Origin of the sequence: Sphingomonas panacisoli (genome assembly GCF_007859635.1) — a bacterium.
Lineage (GTDB): Bacteria > Pseudomonadota > Alphaproteobacteria > Sphingomonadales > Sphingomonadaceae > Sphingomonas > Sphingomonas panacisoli.
Window position 1 is genome coordinate 2,390,837 of record NZ_CP042306.1, and the last position, 17,152, is coordinate 2,407,988.

Below are 17,152 nucleotides of genomic sequence, written 5' to 3' on the forward strand. Positions count from 1 at the left end.
CGATGTCCTCAGAACAGCTGGCCGTTGATCATCGCCAGATGATCGGCGATCGGACCGAGCGCGAGGCTGGGAAGGAAAGTCAGACCGCCGAGGATCAGGATGATCCCGACCAGCAGCCCGATCCACAGGCCACCCGTCGTTGGAAACGACCCTGCGCCGGCCGGCGTATGTTTCTTCGCGGCGAGGCTACCCGCGATGGCGAGCACGGGGACGATCACGAAGAACCGCCCGACCCACATCGCAACCGCCAGCAGGCCGTTATACCAAGGCGTTCCTGCGGTAAGACCGGCGAAGGCGGAGCCGTTGTTCGCGGTGGCCGAGGCGAAGGCGTACAGAATCTCGCTGAACCCGTGGGGCGGGCGATTGCCCGCTTGCTGGCCAGCGAGGGTGCGCGGGTATTCGTCTGCGGTCGCAGCAAGCAGCATCTGATTGAAGCACTTCAAGCCATTGCCCCTCTCGGTGAGGCCGATGGCGTCGCGCTCGATCTAGCGAACAAAAATTCGGTCGCGCGCTTCTTCGACGCGGCCGAGAAGTCATTGGGCGGGATCGATGCGGCGATCGTCAATGCAGCCGTCGCCGCGTCGGGCCTGACGGAAGAGGGTAAAGTCGACCTTCACGCGATTATCGCGACCGACTTCACCGCTTATCTAGACAGCTGTCGAGAAGCGGCGGTCCGCATGGGAAATTACGGCGATATCTGCATGATCGGGTCGATGAGCACCTATGCGCTGGGGCCCCACTCGACCGTTTACGCAGGCATAAAATACGGCATCCAGGGCTTTGCCGTGGCGTTGCGCCGCGAACTTGGGCCGAAGGGTATCCGAGTGTCGCTGGTAGAGCCCTCGAGAACTGGCTCGGACATGCAGCTCCCGGACATCTCTCCCAAAAAGCAGCGAGACATGATCGAGGCCCACGAAATGTTGAGAGCTGAAGATATCGCGGTTGGCATCCATTACGTCCTCACGCAGCCTCGACGCACCGTCATTCAGCGCCTCGACATTACGCCGAGATTGATGATCGATGAGTGATACCGCATTTTTCACCGGCGCATGCGACCATCTCTCGAGGTGCTGAAGTGAAATTCTATCCGGAATAGCCCGGGGGAGTTCAGGGAACGGCTGCGAGCGCGCATTGTTCATGCGTTGTGCAAACGAAACGATCGTTGATTAGACTGTTGTCGGCAGTTGTCCTGTTGGGGGCGCTTTCCGGGTGCGAACCCGCTATACTCGATTCCGCCGGACCGGTCGCCGCGAGCGATCGACACATCATGCTCGACGCGTTTGCGATCATGCTAGCGATCGTCGTGCCGGTAATCGCGGCGACGTTGGCGTTCGCCTGGTGGTTTCGCGCAGGCAATTCGCGCGCGAAATATCGACCCGACTGGGCCTATTCGGGACAGCTCGAACTACTGGTCTGGTCGGTGCCGACGCTGGCCGTAATCTTCCTTGGCGGTATCGCCTGGATCGGCAGCCACGCCGCCGATCCCGCAACGCCGATCGGCAGCGATCCGCCCTTGCGTGTCGAGGTCGTCTCGCTCGATTGGAAATGGCTGTTCATCTACCCGGACCAGGGCGTGGCCAGTGTGAATCATCTGGTCGTGCCCGCCGGTCGCGCGGTCAGCCTGCGTCTGACGTCGGCAACGGTGATGAACAGTTTCTTCGTGCCGCAGCTTGGCAGCCAGATCTACACGATGGCGGGGATGACGACCCGGCTCAACTGGCGCGCCGATCGCACGGGACGCTATCGCGGACTGTCGGCAAACTATAGCGGCAGCGGGTTTCCCGGCATGGCGTTGGCGGTCGATGCGGTGACGCCCGACCAGTTCGCCCGCTGGATTCAAGGCGCGAAAGCCGGCGCGCAGATCCTCGACGGTGCCGCCTATGCCGGGCTGTTGCGCCCCAGCCGCAACGTGGCGCCCTACACGTATCGCGCCGTCGCGCCGGGGCTGTTCGACGCGATCGTGCGCGATGCGGGTACCCGTACCGCGCAGACCGCGGTCGACGGACGGGGGAACTAGGATGTTCGGCAAGCTCGGCTGGAACGCCATTCCGTTCGACGAACCGCTGCCGATGACGTCGTCGCTGATCGTCGCGCTGGCGATCTGCACCGTGCTGGTCTGGGTATGGCGGGCGGGGCACTTCCCGTACCTGTGGCGCGAATGGATCACGTCGGTCGACCATAAGCGGATCGGCGTGATGTATTGCCTGCTCGCCGGCGTGATGCTGCTGCGCGGTTTTTCCGACGCTCTGCTAATGCGCGGGCAGCAAGCGGTGGCGTACGGCAACGACGGCTATCTCGCGACCGATCACTTTGCCCAAGTGTTCTCCGCGCACGGGACGATCATGATCTTCTTCGTCGCGATGACGTTCATGATCGGGCTGATCAACTTCGCCGTCCCGCTTCAGCTAGGAGTGCGCGACGTGGCCTTCCCGACGCTCAATTCGGTGAGCTTCTGGCTGACCGCGAGCGGTGCTCTGCTGGTCAACATCAGCCTGTTCATTGGCGAATTCGCCAAGACCGGCTGGGTGATCTATCCGCCGTTGAGCGAGTTGCGCTTTTCGCCCGGCGTCGGGGTCGATTATTATATCTGGGCGATCCAAATATCGGGCGTCGGCACACTGCTGACCGGGGTCAACTTCGTCACCACCATCCTGAAGACGCGTGCGCCGGGCATGAGCTATACACGGATGCCGATGTTCTGCTGGACCGCGCTCGCGACCAGCCTGCTGATCGTCGCCGCCTTCCCGATCCTGACCGCGACGCTCGGGATGCTCAGCCTCGACCGCTATCTCGGCTTCCACTTCTTCACCAACGAAGCCGGCGGCAACGCGATGATGTTCATAAACCTGATCTGGGCATGGGGTCATCCCGAGGTCTACATCCTGATCCTGCCCGCGTTCGGCGTATTCAGCGAAGTCGTCGCGACCTTCTCCGCCAAGCCGCTGTTCGGCTATCGATCGATGGTGATTGCGACGATGGCGATCTGCCTGTTGTCGTTCATGGTGTGGCTGCACCATTTCTTCACGATGGGCGCGGGCGGCGACGTCAACGGCTTCTTTGGGATCATGACGATGATCATCGCGGTGCCGACCGGGGTGAAGGTCTTCAACTGGCTGTTCACGATGTACGGCGGTCGCATCCGCTTCACCTCGCCGATGCTCTGGGCGATCGGTTTCATGGTGACGTTCGTGATCGGTGGGATGACCGGGGTGCTGCTGGCAGTGCCGCCCGCCGATTTCCAGCTGCACAACTCGCTGTTCCTAGTCGCACATTTCCATAACGTCGTGATCGGCGGGGTGTTGTTCGGGGCATTTGCCGGGCTGACCTATTGGTGGCCCAAGGCGTTCGGGTTCCGGCTCGATGAAAAGTGGGGCAAGCGCGCCTTCTGGCTGTGGATCACCGGCTTCTACGTCGCCTTCATGCCGCTCTACCTGCTCGGCCTGATGGGAATGACGCGGCGGCTGGCGCGTTACGACGTGCCGGGCTGGCATCCCTGGTTGCTCGTCGCGGCGGCGGGCGCAGTGTTGATCGCGGGCGGGATCGCGTGTCAGATCATGCAGCTCTACGTCAGCATCCGCAATCGCGCAGCATTGTGCGAGGATAGCGGCGATCCGTGGGACGGCCGCACACTCGAATGGTCGACGCTGTCGCCGCCGCCGGAATATAACTTCGCGGTGCTGCCCAACGTAGAGGGCGAGGACGCCTATTGGGGCATGAAGCAGCGAGCGAAGGACGAGCAATCGTCCGACGACGCGCCCGATTATGAAGACATCGACCTGCCGCGTAGTTCGGCGACGGGCGTGGTATGCGCGTTCTTCGCCAGCGCGATCGGATTCGCGCTGATCTGGAATATCTGGTGGCTGGCAGTGGTCGGCATCCTGGGCGCATGGGCGACGTTCGTCGTGTTCGCCTGGCGCGACGAAGGTGAACGGCGGATTTCGTTGTCCGACCTCGCCCGCGACGATGCCGCGCGTCTTGCCTATTTCAAGACCCGTCTCTCGTCGGACCGCGCCGCATGACCGCGCGCACCGCCGACGATCCGCACCAGCTCGGCCATGGTGACGCCGTACCGATCAGCGAACGCGGCCCGGCGCCCAAGCATATCGTGGTCGCCTATGGCTTCTGGATCTTCCTGCTGTCGGACTTCGTGCTCTTTTCGGGGCTGTTCGCCAGTTATGCGGTGCTGACGCCGGCAACGGCGGGTGGGCCGCACGGGCGCGACCTCTTCGACTTGCCGCTGGTCGCGCTGGAAACGAGCATGTTGCTGCTGTCGTCGTTCACCTGCGGCCTAGCCGGGGTAGCGATGATGGCGCGCAAAGAGGGCTGGTTCCAGGTGGCGATGGCCGTCACGGCGCTGCTCGGCCTCGGCTTCCTGGCGATCGAGCTGACCGAGTTTGCGCGGCTGATCGCCAATGGCAACGGGCCGCAGCGCAGCGCGTTCCTGTCTGCCTTCTTCGCCTTGGTCGGCTGTCACGGCATCCATGTCGCGATCGGTTTGCTGTGGCTGACGACGATGATAGCGCAGGTCCGCGCCAAGGGCTTCCGCGACGATATCGAACGGCGGACGGCGTGCTTCATGCTGTTCTGGCATGCGCTAGACATTATCTGGGTCGCGCTGTTCACGATGGTCTATCTGTTGGGAGTCTATGCATGAGCGGCGACAAGGCCCCGGGGTCAAAGGATGAGCAACGCTTGCCGCAGCGCGCGGTGATCGGATATTTCATCGGCCTGTCGCTCGCGGCGCTGTTGACGGCGGCGGCGTTTCTCCTGCCGACGACCGATCTTGTCTGGGCACCCGCAATCCCAGTCGCGTTGGTCGCGCTGGCGGTGGGGCAGATGGGCGTGCACCTAGCCTTCTTCCTGCACATCACCACCGGTCCGGACAATACGAATAACATCCTGGCGCTGGCGTTCGGATTATTGATCGTCGGACTGGTGCTGGTCGGGTCGATCTGGATCATGGCGCATCTCAACCAGAACATGTTGCCGATGGACGCGCTCAATCGGATGCAGCGCTAGGGCGTGCGACGCGCCGCCAATTCTCCCAATTTGCGACGAACCTGAAAGCGTCATGGCGCGTTGAGTGCCGTGACCGCTTCCGGAGACGCTATTTGGCCAGACCTCATCCTCGCGCCGCCAAACTGTTCGTGCCGTTGCACGGCGTCCTGGCGGCGTTCCCGCTCGCCTTCTTTGTCGCCGCCTTCTTTAGCGACTGGGCTTATGCGGACAGCGCCAACATGCAATGGGCAAACTTCTCCGTTTGGTTGATAACGGGCGGCGTGATCATGGCGATCGTTGCCGGTATCGCGGGTATCGTCGATGCGCTGGTCGTCGGCGATACGACGCGCCGCCGGTCGTCGCTGCATGCGATCCTGACCGTCGTCATGCTGGTGCTCGCTGTCATCAACGCCTTCATCCATAGCCGCGATGGCTGGACGTCGGTGGTGCCGGCCGGGATCATCCTTTCTGCGCTCACCGCGGTGGTCGTGCTGGTGGCGAGCTGGCTGGGGTATGCCGCCCGCCGGGAGGGTGTGGCATGACCATCCGCGCGCTATTGTCGTCTTCGCCCCTGATCATGCTGGCCGCGTGCAGCGGTGGGGGCGGCAATGCCGACGACCAGATCGGTCCCAATCCGAAACTGCCCGCAATCAACCAGTATCTGATGCCGCCGATGCATGTAGCGAGCGTCGAGCCCTGGGCAAATGGCGCGACGCCGACGGTCGCGGCAGGGCTGAGGATCACAGCATTCGCGAGCGATTTCCACAATGTCCGCTCGGTCTACACGCTGCCCAACGGCGACGTGCTGGCGGTCGAGGCCAAGGCGCCCGAGGAACCCGTCGCTCGGCCCAAGGACATCCTCGTCGGCTTCATCCAGGGGTTCGGCCATTCCAAGGTGAGGGGCGAGAGCCGCATCATATTGCTCCGCGATGCCGATGGCGACGGCAAGCCCGAAGTGCGCACCGTGCTGATCGATCACCTCAACGCCCCGTTCGGCGTCGCCCTGGTCGGTGGCGATCTGTACGTCGCGAACACCGATGCGATCCTGCGCTATCCCTACGTGCCGGGCCAGACCCAGATCACAGCCAAGCCGACAGTCCTGACCGAATTGCCTGGCGGCCCGATCGATCACCACTGGACCAAGAGCCTGGTCGCCAGTCCGGACGGCAGCAAGCTGTACGTCGGGATCGGCTCCAACAGCAACATCACCGAAAACGGGATCGAAGCGGAGAAGGATCGCGCCCGCATTTGGGAGGTTGACCGCTCCACCGGCGCGCACCGCGATTTCGCGACGGGCTTGCGCAATCCCACCGGCCTGTCCTTCGAACCGACGAGCAACCAGCTCTGGACCGTCGTCAACGAACGCGACGAGCTCGGGCCCGACCTCGTGCCGGACTATATGACCTCGGTGCGTGATGGCTCCTTCTACGGGTGGCCGTACAGCTACTATGGACAGAACGTTGATCCGCGCGTCCAGCCGCAACGCCCTGATCTGGTCGCGCGGGCGATCCCGCCCGATTATGCGCTAAGCTCGCACGTCGCGCCACTTGGTATGGCCTTCAGCGCCAATGCGGCGGCGCTCCCGCCGCAATTTCGTAGCGGCGCGTTCGTCGGCGAGCATGGCAGCTGGAACCGCGGCAATCTGAACGGGTACAAGGTGATTTATATTCCGTTCGTCAATGGCCGGCCCGCTGGCAAACCGGTCGACGTCGTCACTGGCTTTATCAAGGACGGCAAGGCGCAAGGACGGCCGGTTGGCGTCGCGATTGACCGCCGCGGGGCTCTGTTGATCGCGGACGATGGCGGCAACGTCGTCTGGAGAGTGACGGGCAAATAATTGTCCGCAACGCGCCCCAATTTAGGTCATTGGCTAGCGCGGCCCTCATAGAAAAAGCTGCCGCCGTTAATTGGCTGCCGTGGACTAAGGGAGAAAGTGCGGGCCGGCGCAGTGTTACATGCAACCCCGGCCCACATCGGTACGCGAATTGGGATCAAACCACCGATCGCTGCACAAGCGTTACCGAGGCGGAAGGTTCCGAGGCCGACGGCGAATGTCCGCTATTGGGTGGAAAGCGGAGGGTCCGCTTTCAGGCGAGTAATGAGCTAATCAGAAGAGACGGCCGGCGCGGGGATCAGCGCGCCGACCATCACAGCAGGGTATGAAATAGACGCTTTACGGTTGTGCGGTGCTCGTTCGGATGGTGCCGTTGACACCGTTGGGGAAGAAACCTCCGCCAACGAGTGCCGATTTCGACAGATAGACGATGTTGAGCACCGCGCCCGTCGTCCGGCTGAATGCGACCGCGTTGCTGTCGGCCGGCACGATATTGGACGTGACGCCGCCGTCGGGGCTGGCGATGCCCTGATCGTCGTCGCTCGCGCCGTCGAGGCTGTCGCGCGCGTCGCTGATCTTACCAGCGCTTTCGATCAGCATCAGGCTCGGTGTCGTCAGACCCTTGCGGTAGAGCACCGTGCGGACCAGGCCTGCATGATAAGCTTCCGCCGCGAGGATACCGGCTGCCGCCTCAAGATAGGTCTTGTTGCTGATCAACGGCGCCGCGCCTTTGTAAGCGGTCACCCCGACATCTTCGAAGATGTAGGCGGCGAGCAGGAAGTTCTCATCGCTGGCATACGGATCGAAAGTTTGTGCAGCGGTGATCACGCCTGCGGCACGCGCCGCTGCGGTGAAGGCGCCGTTGGCACCGCCATCGATGTTTATGTTCGGCATGGCCACAGCCGCGCCGCCTAGAGCACCGCGGAGGAATTGGACGTGCGCCGCTTCATCCTGCGCGATTTCGCGGGCGTACTGGGCAACAACGGGATCGGTAAACGTCACCGCCCGGCCACCGGTCACACTGCCTTGCGTTCCTACACCTTGCGTCGCCACCGCAGGCAATCCCATTCCTATTGTCGCATAGGTATAGAACTGGGCCTCGAGATACTCGAGATTCAGCGCAAAGTTGAGCACGTCTGCGTCGGTGATCGCCGCTGGCGTAGGGGTCGGCGTTGGAGCGGGTGCGGGCGTCGGGGTCGGGGTGCCGCCATTATTGTCGTCGTTGCACGCGCTGAGCATGGCGAGACTGCCGAGCCCAGCCGCACCGGCTCCGGCCATACGCAGGAACCGGCGTCGTTCGGCACGACGTGCTTCGCTGGCCTCAAGAATGGCGAGCGCGGTATCGTTATCGATCATGTCTAATCTCCTTTCGCTCGGATTCAGTTGGCTGCGCTGGTTTTGATCGTGCCGTTCACGCCGGCGGGGAAGAACCCGCCCATCGTGACGGCGTTCTTGTTGAGGTAGACGATGTTGAGCACCTGGCCGGTCGATCGGCTGAACGCGAGGCCGTTGCCGTCGAGCGGCACGATGTTCGATTGCACGCCGTTGGACGCATTGACCGCCGAGATGCCCTGGTCGAGATCGGTGGTGCCGTCGAGGCTGTCGCGGGCATCGGAGATCGCGTCGGCCGCAGTGCGCAGGCTCGGCGTCGCGACACCTTTTCCATACAGCGTCGTTCGCACGATGCTGGCGTGATAGGCTTCGACCGCCAGGATCCCGGCCGCTGCCTCCAAAAACGTTTTGTTGGAGATCAGCGGCGACGCGCCCTTATAGGCGGTGACCCCGACATCCTCGAAGATGAACGCGCCGAGCAGGAAGCTGTTGTCATCAGCATAGGGGTCGAAATTCGCGCCGTTGGGAAGGCCGGCCGCCGTCGCCGCCGCGGCGAACGCACTACCCGGTCCGCCCGAAATATTGAGCTGTGGCTGGGCGACGGCTGCGGTGCCGAGGGCGGTGCGCAGGAAGGCGACGTGCGCCGCCTCGTCAGCTGCAATCTCCTGCGCATATGCCGAGACGACGGGGTCGGTGAAAACGACCTTCCGGGCCGGCAGCGATCCGGCCGGCGCGGCGAGGCCGCCTTGCGTGCCGGTACCGGTCTGCTGGCCGGCGGCGAGACCGGTACCCTTGGCGGCGAAGAGATAAAATTGCGCTTCGAGATATTCGAGGTTGAGCGCAAAATTGAGGACGTCCGCGTCGGTCGGCGCGGTCTGCGCCAGCGCTGCATCGGTGTAGAAGAAGCCGGATGCCCCCGCTACCGCAGCGGCGCCGCCCAGTGCCTTCTTGAAGAAATCGCGCCTTTCGGCACGCCGTTTGATCCGAGTATCAAACGCTTCGATCAACTGGACGTCGTCGGCCATATGTCATTCCTCTCTGGAAAGTGCGGTCAGGCAATCCTCGTTCGTTGTAAGTGACAGGGAGAAGTCGCGCGCTGCAGCGCCGCCCGGCGCGAGCCACCCTGTTCGGAGCGCGCCATCGGGACAGATACGAGTGCCGGTGTTGTGCGGACGCGTAACAAATTGTCTTTATTTACCTAATCTGGATCAGCGATACCAACCGTTGCGGCGTCGCGGCGCTTAGATTTGGATAAGTGCATTGTGCGCATCAGGACGGCTGCTTTGAGGCCGTAGCTTTCCAACTCAAACTTCTGAAATTGGGTCGACCGCTGTCACAGGAGCGGCGCCGCGAGTGACCGCAGCTATCTGCGGTTCGCTGCCCGGAACCTGACAGTCGGCAGACGGCCCAAATACTGCCGATACTATTGATCGAAAGATATGCCCGCCAGCCTGAGTTGTCGGAGGATGCCGTTGAATCCAGCGGTACAACCCTGAGCGCGCCCAATGTCGTTATCGACACCGGCCGCGTCCCAAAACATTTCCAGCGGCCAACGGTCGGGACAATGGTGCAACAGGCAACGCAACGCTAGCCTAACCTCGATCGAATTGACCTTGCGAACTGCTGACCGATCCATCGCTGACCGGAGAATTCGTAGTGCTAGGTCGATTACGATACGTTGATGTCGCGAGATCTCACGCATCATATCAATGGAAATCGTGGCTGCGGATGCGGACCAAATCCTCGGGATCGACGCCCCCAGCAAATGGCGGATGATAGTGAGCCGCGGCCTTGGGCACCCAGCCCGGATCTCCACGGTCAGGCGATCCCGCATGGGTGGCACCATCACCCCGCCCAGGCCGATGCGGGAACTGCATTTCACCGACATGGCGGAGCATCGGCGTCAGGTCGGCGATGTGATCGACGATGACGTGGATCACCAGCCCCTCCTTTTGCAGCCGGCCCCTCAGACTGACCATCGAAGCCGACATCACGACGCGACGATATTTCTCGAAGCGATCCGGCCAGATGATACCCTGGGCAACGCCGCTCTCGTCCTCGATCGTGATGAACAGTACGCCCTTGGCGCTCCCGGGCTTCTGGCGAACGAGAATGACGCCCGCGACCTCGACGTGCCGGCCGTCCTTGATCGACGGGAGATCGCCGCAACGTTTGATCCCGGTGCGCGCGAGTTCGTCGCGCAGGAACGACACGGGGTGGGCGCGGAGCGACAGCTGCGTGGTGCGGTAATCCTCGACCACTTCGCGACCGTCGGTCATCGGGACCAATGCGACGCCCGGCTCCAATCCTTCGGGGCTGAAACCGGCCTCGCGCTCGTCGGCGGCGGCGAACAAAGGCAGCGGTGCCTCGCCGAGCCCTCTCACCTTCCAAAGGCCCTGACGCCGGTCCTCGCTCAAACCGTGAAACGCATCTGCTTCGGCCAGCCGTTCGATCGCCGCGCGCGGAACGCCCGCGCGGCGCCACACTTCTTCAACCGAGCCGAACGGTCGGTCTCCCCGCGCCGACACGATCGCCGCGCCATGCACGTTGGCAAGGCTGCGAACCTGCCGGAACCCCAGCCGAACCGCGAGCCGGTTGCCGGCGGGCTCCAGCGTGCAGTCCCAACGGCTGGCATTGATGCACACCGGCCGAACCTCGACACCATGTGCCTGCGCGTCCTGAACGATCTGCGCGGGCGCGTAGAATCCCATCGGCTGCGCGTTGAGCAAGGCTGCGCAGAACACGTCGGGATGGTGGTGCTTCACCCAGCACGAGGCATAGGCGATCTTGGCGAACGAGGCGGCGTGGCTTTCCGGAAAACCGTAGCTGCCAAAACCCTCGATCTGCTTGAAGGTACGCTCGGCGAAATGCTGCGGGTAGCCGCGCGCGACCATCCCGCCGACCAACTTGTCGTAGAAATGTCCGACGCCGCCGGTAAGCTTGAACGTCGACATGGCGCGACGCAGCTGGTCGGCCTCGGCCGGCGTGAACCCCGCCCCGACGATCGCGACCTTCATCGCCTGCTCCTGGAACAGCGGCACGCCGAGCGTCTTTTCCAGAACAGCGCGAAGCTCGGGCCGCGGATATTCGGGGCGATCCTTGCCCTCGCGTCGTCTGAGATAAGGATGCACCATGTCGCCCTGGATCGGGCCGGGCCGGACGATCGCGACCTCGATAACGAGGTCGTAGAATTGCTTGGGCTTCATGCGCGGTAGCATCGACATCTGCGCGCGGCTCTCGATCTGGAAGGTGCCGAGCGTGTCGGCCTTCTGGATCATCGCATAGACGTCCGGATCATCGTCCTGCAGATCAGCCATTGTGACCCGGATGCCCTTCTCCTGTTCGAGCAGGTTGAACGCCCGGTTCATACACCCCAGCATGCCCAGCCCGAGGACATCAACCTTCATGAACTTGAGCGCGTCGATATCGTCCTTGTCCCACTCAATCACCTGACGGTCGGCCATCGCCGCCGGCTCGATCGGGACGAGGTCGTCAAGCCGGTCGTGGGTGAGCACGAACCCTCCGGGATGCTGCGACAGATGGCGCGGCGTGCCGATCAGCTTGCTGGCGAGATCGAGCGCTAGCCGGAGACGCCGGTCGCCGAGATTGAGGTTGAGCTCCTTGGCCTGTTTCTCGCCGACGCCTTCGACCGACCAGCCCCAGACTAGCCCCGACAGCGACGCGGTCAGATCCTCGGGCAATCCCATCGCCTTCCCGACCTCGCGGATCGCGCCGCGCGCGCGGAACCGCGTGACGACGGCAGTAAGCGCGGAGCGGTCGCGGCCATAGGTCTCATAGATCCACTGGATGATTTCCTCGCGCCGCTCATGCTCGAAATCGACGTCGATATCGGGCGGCTCGGGGCGTTCGCCAGACACGAATCGCTCGAACAGCAGTTCGTGCTTGATGGGATCGATCGAGGTGATGCCGAGTACGAAACAGACACAGCTGTTGGCGGCCGATCCCCTGCCCTGACACAATATGCCGCGCCGCCGCGCTTCCTGCACGATTGCGTTCACGGTCAGAAAGTAAGGCGCATACTTAAGTTTCCCGATCAGCGTGAGCTCATGGCTGATCTGGTCGGCGTGCGCCTGGGGCACGCCGTCGGGAAACATTCGCTCGGCCGCCTCGCGCGACAGCTGCTCGAGCGCCTCTTGCGCGCTCAGACCTTCGAGCACGCGTTCGTGCGGATATTGGTAGCTGAGTTCGCCAAGATCGAAGCAGCAAATAGCAGCAATGTCGGCACTCGCCCGGATCGCGTCGGGAAACGCCGCGAACCGCCGCTCCATTTCTTCGGGCGATTTTAAATGACGGTCCCCGTGCCGCTCGCGCCGGAACCCGAGCCGGTCGACCGTCGTGCCCTCGCGGATCGCGGTCATCACGTCCTGCAACAGCCGGCCCTCAGGCGCATGATACAGCACATCGCCGGTCACCACCGCGCGGACGTTCGCTTTCCGCGCCTGATTGGCCAGCGCGTGCACACGCACCATGTCGTCGGGGCGCCGCCGCAGCGTCAACGCGCAATAGCCGCGCTGGCCAAACGCCGCGCGCAAAGCAGCCAGATCATCGTCTAGCGTCGCACCCGGAAAGTCAGGCACAAGGATGGCGATCAAACCGTCGGCATGCGCCACAACGTCGCGCCAGCCGAGATCGCAGCCCCCCTTGCCCGCGCGTGCCTTCCCGACCGTCAACAGCCGCGTCAGCCGCGACCACGCGGCGCGGTCGGTCGGATAGAGCAACAGCTGCCGGCCATCGTCGAGCACCACCCGCGCGCCCGGGATCAGGCGGACGCCGGTTGCCTTTTGCCCGTCCCAGCCGCGCACCATGCCGGCGACGCTGCCGAGATCGGTCAGGCCGAGCGCCGAATGGCCGAGCAACGCGGCGGCGGCGAACAGCTCCTCGGGCGCCGACGCGCCGCGCAGGAACGAAAAATGGCTGGTGACGTATAGCTCGACATACGTCATCCGAACGCTCCGTGCATCCACCAGCTGAGGTCGCCGGTGGCGGGCTCGACCCCGTCGCCGCGCCGGAACAGCCAGAACCGCCGGCCGTCGCGATCTTCGACCCGGTAATAGTCTCGCACCGCCCACACCTCGCCGTCGCGCCGCCACCATTCGCCATGGATGCGCTCGGGACCATCGCCGGCGACGACGTCGTGCGTCTCGCCGCGCCAGGCGAACCGCCGCGGCGGCTGGTCGGGCAGCAGGGCGATGACGCTCGACAAAGGCTCGGGCCGCGCGAGCAATCGCGCCGGCCGTTTCCAAGCTGGCCAGGCGAGCGGCTCGTCGAGCGCGGGCACCGCCATCACCGCGCGCTCGGGAACGTCGCTTTCGACCGGCGCGGCCCGAAAAAGCGCGCGATGCCCGACGCGACCCGCCAACTGATCGACCAGCGTCGCAAGGTCGATACCTTGGTCGTACAGCACATTGCCTAGCGCCTGCGCACCGAGCGGCTCGGCGCGTGTCGCGATCAATCGCCCGATCTCGATCCCCATGCCGGGCTCGACCTTTTCGAGCCGCAGGTGGAGCAAACGGGCGAGATGCACGGCGTCGCGGTTAGCGCGCGCAAGCCCCAGCGTCAGCACCTGATCGGTGCCGTCGACGCGCGATAATCGCAGCACCATCTCGCGCGCGCCCAGGCCTTGGTGCCGGAGCGCGGCCGCGAGGTCATGCGCCAGATCGTGCATCACCTGCCCGATCGCCTCGGGAGTGCCGATCGGCTCCAGCAAGCGACGTTCGGCCACCGGCGGCTCGAACGGTTCGATGCGCTCGATCGGCTCGGCGACGCGACCGATCGCCTGATCGAGCCGCTCGATCGCGGCACGACCGAGCCGCCGCGCCAGCGGCCCTCGCGGCATCGGCAGCAGGTCCGCGATCCGCTCGAGGCCGAACCGCCGCGCCGCGATCAGCGCGCCGTCGTCGAGCCGGAGCGCTGCCAGCGGTAATGGCGCGATCGCATCGATCGTCTTGCCTTCGGGCGCGATCGTGATCGCGCGCGCCGAAAAGCGCGCCAGCGCGTGTGCCGCGCCCGGCGTGTCCGCGATCGCGATCGTCGCGGTCAGGCCGAGCCGATGCAGAAACCGGCGCAGCCGACGGGCAAACGTAGCCTCGCCGCCGAACAGATGCGCGGTGCCCGTCACATCGAGCAACAGCCCATCGGGTGGCGCGGCTGTCGCGACCGGCGTCCAGTGTCTGAGCGCATGGATCGCGAGCCGGTCGAGCGCCCGGCGATCCGCGGCGACGTCGGCGGGCGCCACCTCGAGCTCGGCATAGAGCGCCTTGGCCTGCGTCACCGGCATGCCCGGCGCGAGTCCAAGCGCCTGCGCATCCGCGTTGGCGGCATGGATCACGTCGCGCTGGCCCTGCCGAATGGCCAGCACGAAAGGCGCGACCGCCGGCGCAGCGTGATGCGCGGGTAGCGCGTTGACGGCAGTTCCGTCGTCGCCACGTAGGGCGCGAAACGGATGCTGCGCCGCTTCGGATCGTCGCCCGAGCTCGCGCGGCGCCGGCTGACGATGCGCCGGCTGAGCGCCGGCCGCGCGGCCGTCCTGCGCCCAGCGCCCGCCCGGCCGCCAATGTCCGCTACGCGGGACCGAGCATTCTCCGGGATCGTCGTCGACCGGCGGCGCTACAGGCCGCGCCGGCTCAGGCGGCTTGTGCGCGGTGTCCCGCCCCAGCCGCTCGATCGGCAGCTGCGGCAGGAAGACTGAGGCGACCCTGCGCATCGCAGCCCTCCAACGTCAGAGTGAAGGGATTGCCGTTGCGCTGGCGCACGAGATCGACCGTCCATTGCGCGCGCCCAACCCCGGGCACACCGAGCGGCGCGGACGGGGCACACCCGATCCGCCATCTGGTGCTCGCCGCCGAGGGTTCGCCCAAGGGGCAGGTTCCCAGCTTGCGCCAGCGGCGCAGCAGGAAGACCGGGACGTTGCTGTCGGCCGCCGCTAGCTGGAGGCGCCGGGTTGCGGTCATGTCGGCGCGGCGCACTTCCCCGACGACCGCGCCGACGCCGCCGTGTCGAAGCGCATCCTCCATGATCGCCAGCAATTCGCGGTCGTCGCGCGCCTGCGCGAACAGCACCTGTTTTGAGGGAAGCCCGGCCTGTTCGATCCCGGGCGCATAGAGATCGAACCGTGTCAGCGCCCACAGAACCGGTGCCGTCGTGCTCGCCCGCGCCGCCAGACCGGTCACGAACAACGTGGCCGCCGCGTCTTCGGCGAAAGTCGGCGCGCTGGCCGCCATTTCATGCAAGGCGCCGAGCGCGAGGCCCCCGTCAGCGAGGCGCCGGTCGACCGCATCGATCCCGAACGGCAGCACGCCGCCCGCGCGCGTGGGCGCATCGAGCGCGGCGATCTGGCTGCGCAATTCGGTGAGAGGGTCGAGGCGGGCACAATCTTCCATCGGGAATCATAGAATCACTTGTTCCCTTTATGTTCCGCCTGCCGCGACAATTCGTCAAGCGGCTTCGCGTGACGATCGTACGAGTGTCCGGAACGTGATCGACCAGCGCGCCCTCGCCATCTCGACGATGCTGTGCTCCCAGTCGTGCCGCACTTCACCCGCGAGATGGTAGATCGAGCGTGGCGCGAGCGGTGCCGATGCACGCTGAAAGGATGTTCCCTGCCGACGGCGCAAGCGGAGCACCGCCGGCTCGCCGAGCGAAATGCCGACGACATGCGCGTAGATCGGACGGTCGCGATGCCAACCGATCCCCGCCCCCGGATCATAGCGGATCAACAGCGCCTGGACGATGTCGTCGGGCACCAGCCCGGCAAAGGCAGCGGCCCGATCGCGGATCGGCAGCAACCAGTCGGGCATCGGATCGGCCACTTCGATCCGACCGCGCTCGAAATCGTAGCGCATGCCGAACGACGCCGTGAGCCGCTTGCCCAGCCAGCCCTGAAACTTGAACGGCTCGAGCGGACTGGCATCGATCCGTGCGATGAGGTCACGCTCTTCTTCGACCGAGACAATGTCCGGCGCGCTCTCGAAACCCGGCACGACCGCCGTCCGGAACAGATCGCCGACGATCATGGTCACCAGGGCAGCTCGGCGATAAAATCGACAAGTTCGCGAAATGTCGTGTCGCGAAAGCCGATCCCATGATCGGTCTCAACGAGCGGCGTGAGCGTCGCTGCTTCCATCAAGTGCATCTGGCTCAACACGCGATCCGGATCGTGCAAATCCTCCCACTTCCGCACGGCGAGAAGCCGTGCGTCGATCGCGTCGATGGCGATGTCTGATTCATCGAGGTTGGCGCGTAGCGCAACGCGCCGCGCCACCGAATCCCAGCGGAATTCCTCGGCGAGGTAGCCCAGGATCTGCCGCGCCGCCGTCAGCTGCGCGACCGTCAACGCGACGCCGTTGAGCGCGGCCAGGTCGACCGCGGGAGCCGACAGCTTCTCTTCCTCCGCGCAGCGGGAGCCGTTCCATCGTCGCCATGTATGAAAACCTCGAGGTTAGATCGCCAGCTCGGCCTGACGCGGAACATCGTCCCCGTCCCAGAGCTCGGCCTTGAAGGTGTAGGGGGGCAGCGCCCGGAGGATATTGGCTTCGGGGCTGAGCCGATCGAGCCATTCCATCTGCCGACCGCGCGGGATCACGACCATCTGCCGCTCGGCATAGGGGCGGACGTCGTCGTTCGCCTCGACGGTCAAGGCGGCATAGGCCGCCGGCCAGCGCGGGGTCGCCGGCCGCCAGATTCCGGCGAGATAGAAATGATCGCCGTCGATGCGCGTGAACCGATAGCGACGGCCACGGCGATTATGGAAGAACTCGGAGGCGGGCACGAGGCACCGATTGTTCGGAAAGGTCCGTCCCTCGGCGCGCACGACCTCGAACGGGCGCTCATCCGGCCACGCCGGTTCGAGACCCCAAACGAGATTGACCATCTCGGCTTTGCCGTCCCGCCCATAACGGATCACCGCGCCGGGCTGTCCGATCCGATCGGCATGGGTCGTCTTGTTCGCCACCTCTAGGCCTTCCGCCA

General features: G+C 64.7%; 15 protein-coding genes and 1 pseudogene. 7 read left to right on the forward strand and 9 right to left on the reverse strand.

Annotated elements, in window-relative coordinates:
• Positions 1-8: 8 nt before the first annotated feature.
• Positions 9-395: pseudogene (locus FPZ24_RS17590) on the reverse strand (potassium-transporting ATPase subunit KdpA); the annotation flags it as partial.
• Here FPZ24_RS17590 and FPZ24_RS17230 point away from each other — a divergent pair.
• From FPZ24_RS17230 to FPZ24_RS12055, 7 genes are all read left to right on the forward strand, one after another.
• Complete coding sequence (locus FPZ24_RS17230; protein WP_186728811.1) at positions 372-1,028, forward strand: SDR family oxidoreductase; 657 nt, start codon at positions 372-374, stop codon at positions 1,026-1,028. The pseudogene FPZ24_RS17590 and the gene FPZ24_RS17230 overlap by 24 nt on opposite strands.
• Before the next feature lie 116 nt (positions 1,029-1,144).
• Positions 1,145-2,017 carry a ubiquinol oxidase subunit II gene (gene cyoA, locus FPZ24_RS12030; protein WP_240047449.1) on the forward strand — a complete coding sequence of 291 codons (873 nt, stop codon included), beginning with the start codon at positions 1,145-1,147 and terminating at the stop codon, positions 2,015-2,017.
• Between the two features lies 1 nt (position 2,018).
• The gene (cyoB, locus tag FPZ24_RS12035) at positions 2,019-4,019 is read left to right on the forward strand and encodes a cytochrome o ubiquinol oxidase subunit I (RefSeq protein ID WP_146572316.1); all 2,001 of its coding nucleotides are present in this window, start codon (positions 2,019-2,021) and stop codon (positions 4,017-4,019) included.
• Positions 4,016-4,654, forward strand: coding sequence for a cytochrome o ubiquinol oxidase subunit III (gene cyoC / locus FPZ24_RS12040; protein WP_146572318.1), 639 nt, complete (start codon positions 4,016-4,018; stop codon positions 4,652-4,654). Before cyoB ends, cyoC begins: the two co-directional genes overlap by 4 nt.
• Positions 4,651-5,019 (forward strand): cytochrome o ubiquinol oxidase subunit IV, encoded by a 369-nt coding sequence (gene cyoD / locus FPZ24_RS12045; RefSeq protein WP_146572320.1) that lies wholly within the window; start codon positions 4,651-4,653, stop codon positions 5,017-5,019. Before cyoC ends, cyoD begins: the two co-directional genes overlap by 4 nt.
• 128 nt (positions 5,020-5,147) lie before the next feature.
• Positions 5,148-5,540 (forward strand): DUF2231 domain-containing protein, encoded by a 393-nt coding sequence (locus FPZ24_RS12050; protein WP_240047450.1) that lies wholly within the window; start codon positions 5,148-5,150, stop codon positions 5,538-5,540.
• Positions 5,537-6,835, forward strand: a complete 1,299-nt coding sequence (locus tag FPZ24_RS12055) for a PQQ-dependent sugar dehydrogenase (RefSeq protein ID WP_146572322.1) — start codon at positions 5,537-5,539, stop codon at positions 6,833-6,835. The genes FPZ24_RS12050 and FPZ24_RS12055 overlap by 4 nt, the downstream gene beginning before the upstream one ends.
• Positions 6,836-7,171: 336 nt before the next feature.
• Here the strand turns inward: FPZ24_RS12055 and FPZ24_RS12060 are convergent, their stop codons facing one another.
• The 8 genes from FPZ24_RS12060 to FPZ24_RS12100 form a co-directional block, all read right to left on the reverse strand.
• Complete coding sequence (locus tag FPZ24_RS12060) at positions 7,172-8,188, reverse strand: ferritin-like domain-containing protein (RefSeq protein ID WP_146572324.1); 1,017 nt, start codon at positions 8,186-8,188, stop codon at positions 7,172-7,174.
• A gap of 23 nt (positions 8,189-8,211) precedes the next feature.
• Positions 8,212-9,189 carry a ferritin-like domain-containing protein gene (locus tag FPZ24_RS12065; RefSeq protein WP_146572326.1) on the reverse strand — a complete coding sequence of 326 codons (978 nt, stop codon included), beginning with the start codon at positions 9,187-9,189 and terminating at the stop codon, positions 8,212-8,214.
• 681 nt (positions 9,190-9,870) lie between these two features.
• Complete coding sequence (locus FPZ24_RS12075) at positions 9,871-13,128, reverse strand: error-prone DNA polymerase (RefSeq protein WP_146572329.1); 3,258 nt, start codon at positions 13,126-13,128, stop codon at positions 9,871-9,873.
• Positions 13,125-14,888 carry a Y-family DNA polymerase gene (locus tag FPZ24_RS12080; protein WP_146572331.1) on the reverse strand — a complete coding sequence of 588 codons (1,764 nt, stop codon included), beginning with the start codon at positions 14,886-14,888 and terminating at the stop codon, positions 13,125-13,127. The genes FPZ24_RS12075 and FPZ24_RS12080 overlap by 4 nt, the downstream gene beginning before the upstream one ends.
• Positions 14,809-15,564 (reverse strand): ImuA family protein, encoded by a 756-nt coding sequence (locus tag FPZ24_RS12085; RefSeq protein ID WP_186728813.1) that lies wholly within the window; start codon positions 15,562-15,564, stop codon positions 14,809-14,811. Before FPZ24_RS12085 ends, FPZ24_RS12080 begins: the two co-directional genes overlap by 80 nt.
• A 54-nt stretch (positions 15,565-15,618) precedes the next feature.
• Positions 15,619-16,197 carry an alpha-ketoglutarate-dependent dioxygenase AlkB gene (locus tag FPZ24_RS12090; RefSeq protein ID WP_146574483.1) on the reverse strand — a complete coding sequence of 193 codons (579 nt, stop codon included), beginning with the start codon at positions 16,195-16,197 and terminating at the stop codon, positions 15,619-15,621.
• A 2-nt stretch (positions 16,198-16,199) separates the two neighbouring features.
• Complete coding sequence (locus tag FPZ24_RS12095) at positions 16,200-16,517, reverse strand: hypothetical protein (RefSeq protein ID WP_146572334.1); 318 nt, start codon at positions 16,515-16,517, stop codon at positions 16,200-16,202.
• A 105-nt stretch (positions 16,518-16,622) separates the two neighbouring features.
• The gene (locus tag FPZ24_RS12100; RefSeq protein WP_240047451.1) at positions 16,623-17,135 is read right to left on the reverse strand and encodes an SOS response-associated peptidase family protein; all 513 of its coding nucleotides are present in this window, start codon (positions 17,133-17,135) and stop codon (positions 16,623-16,625) included.
• Positions 17,136-17,152 lie beyond the last annotated feature (17 nt).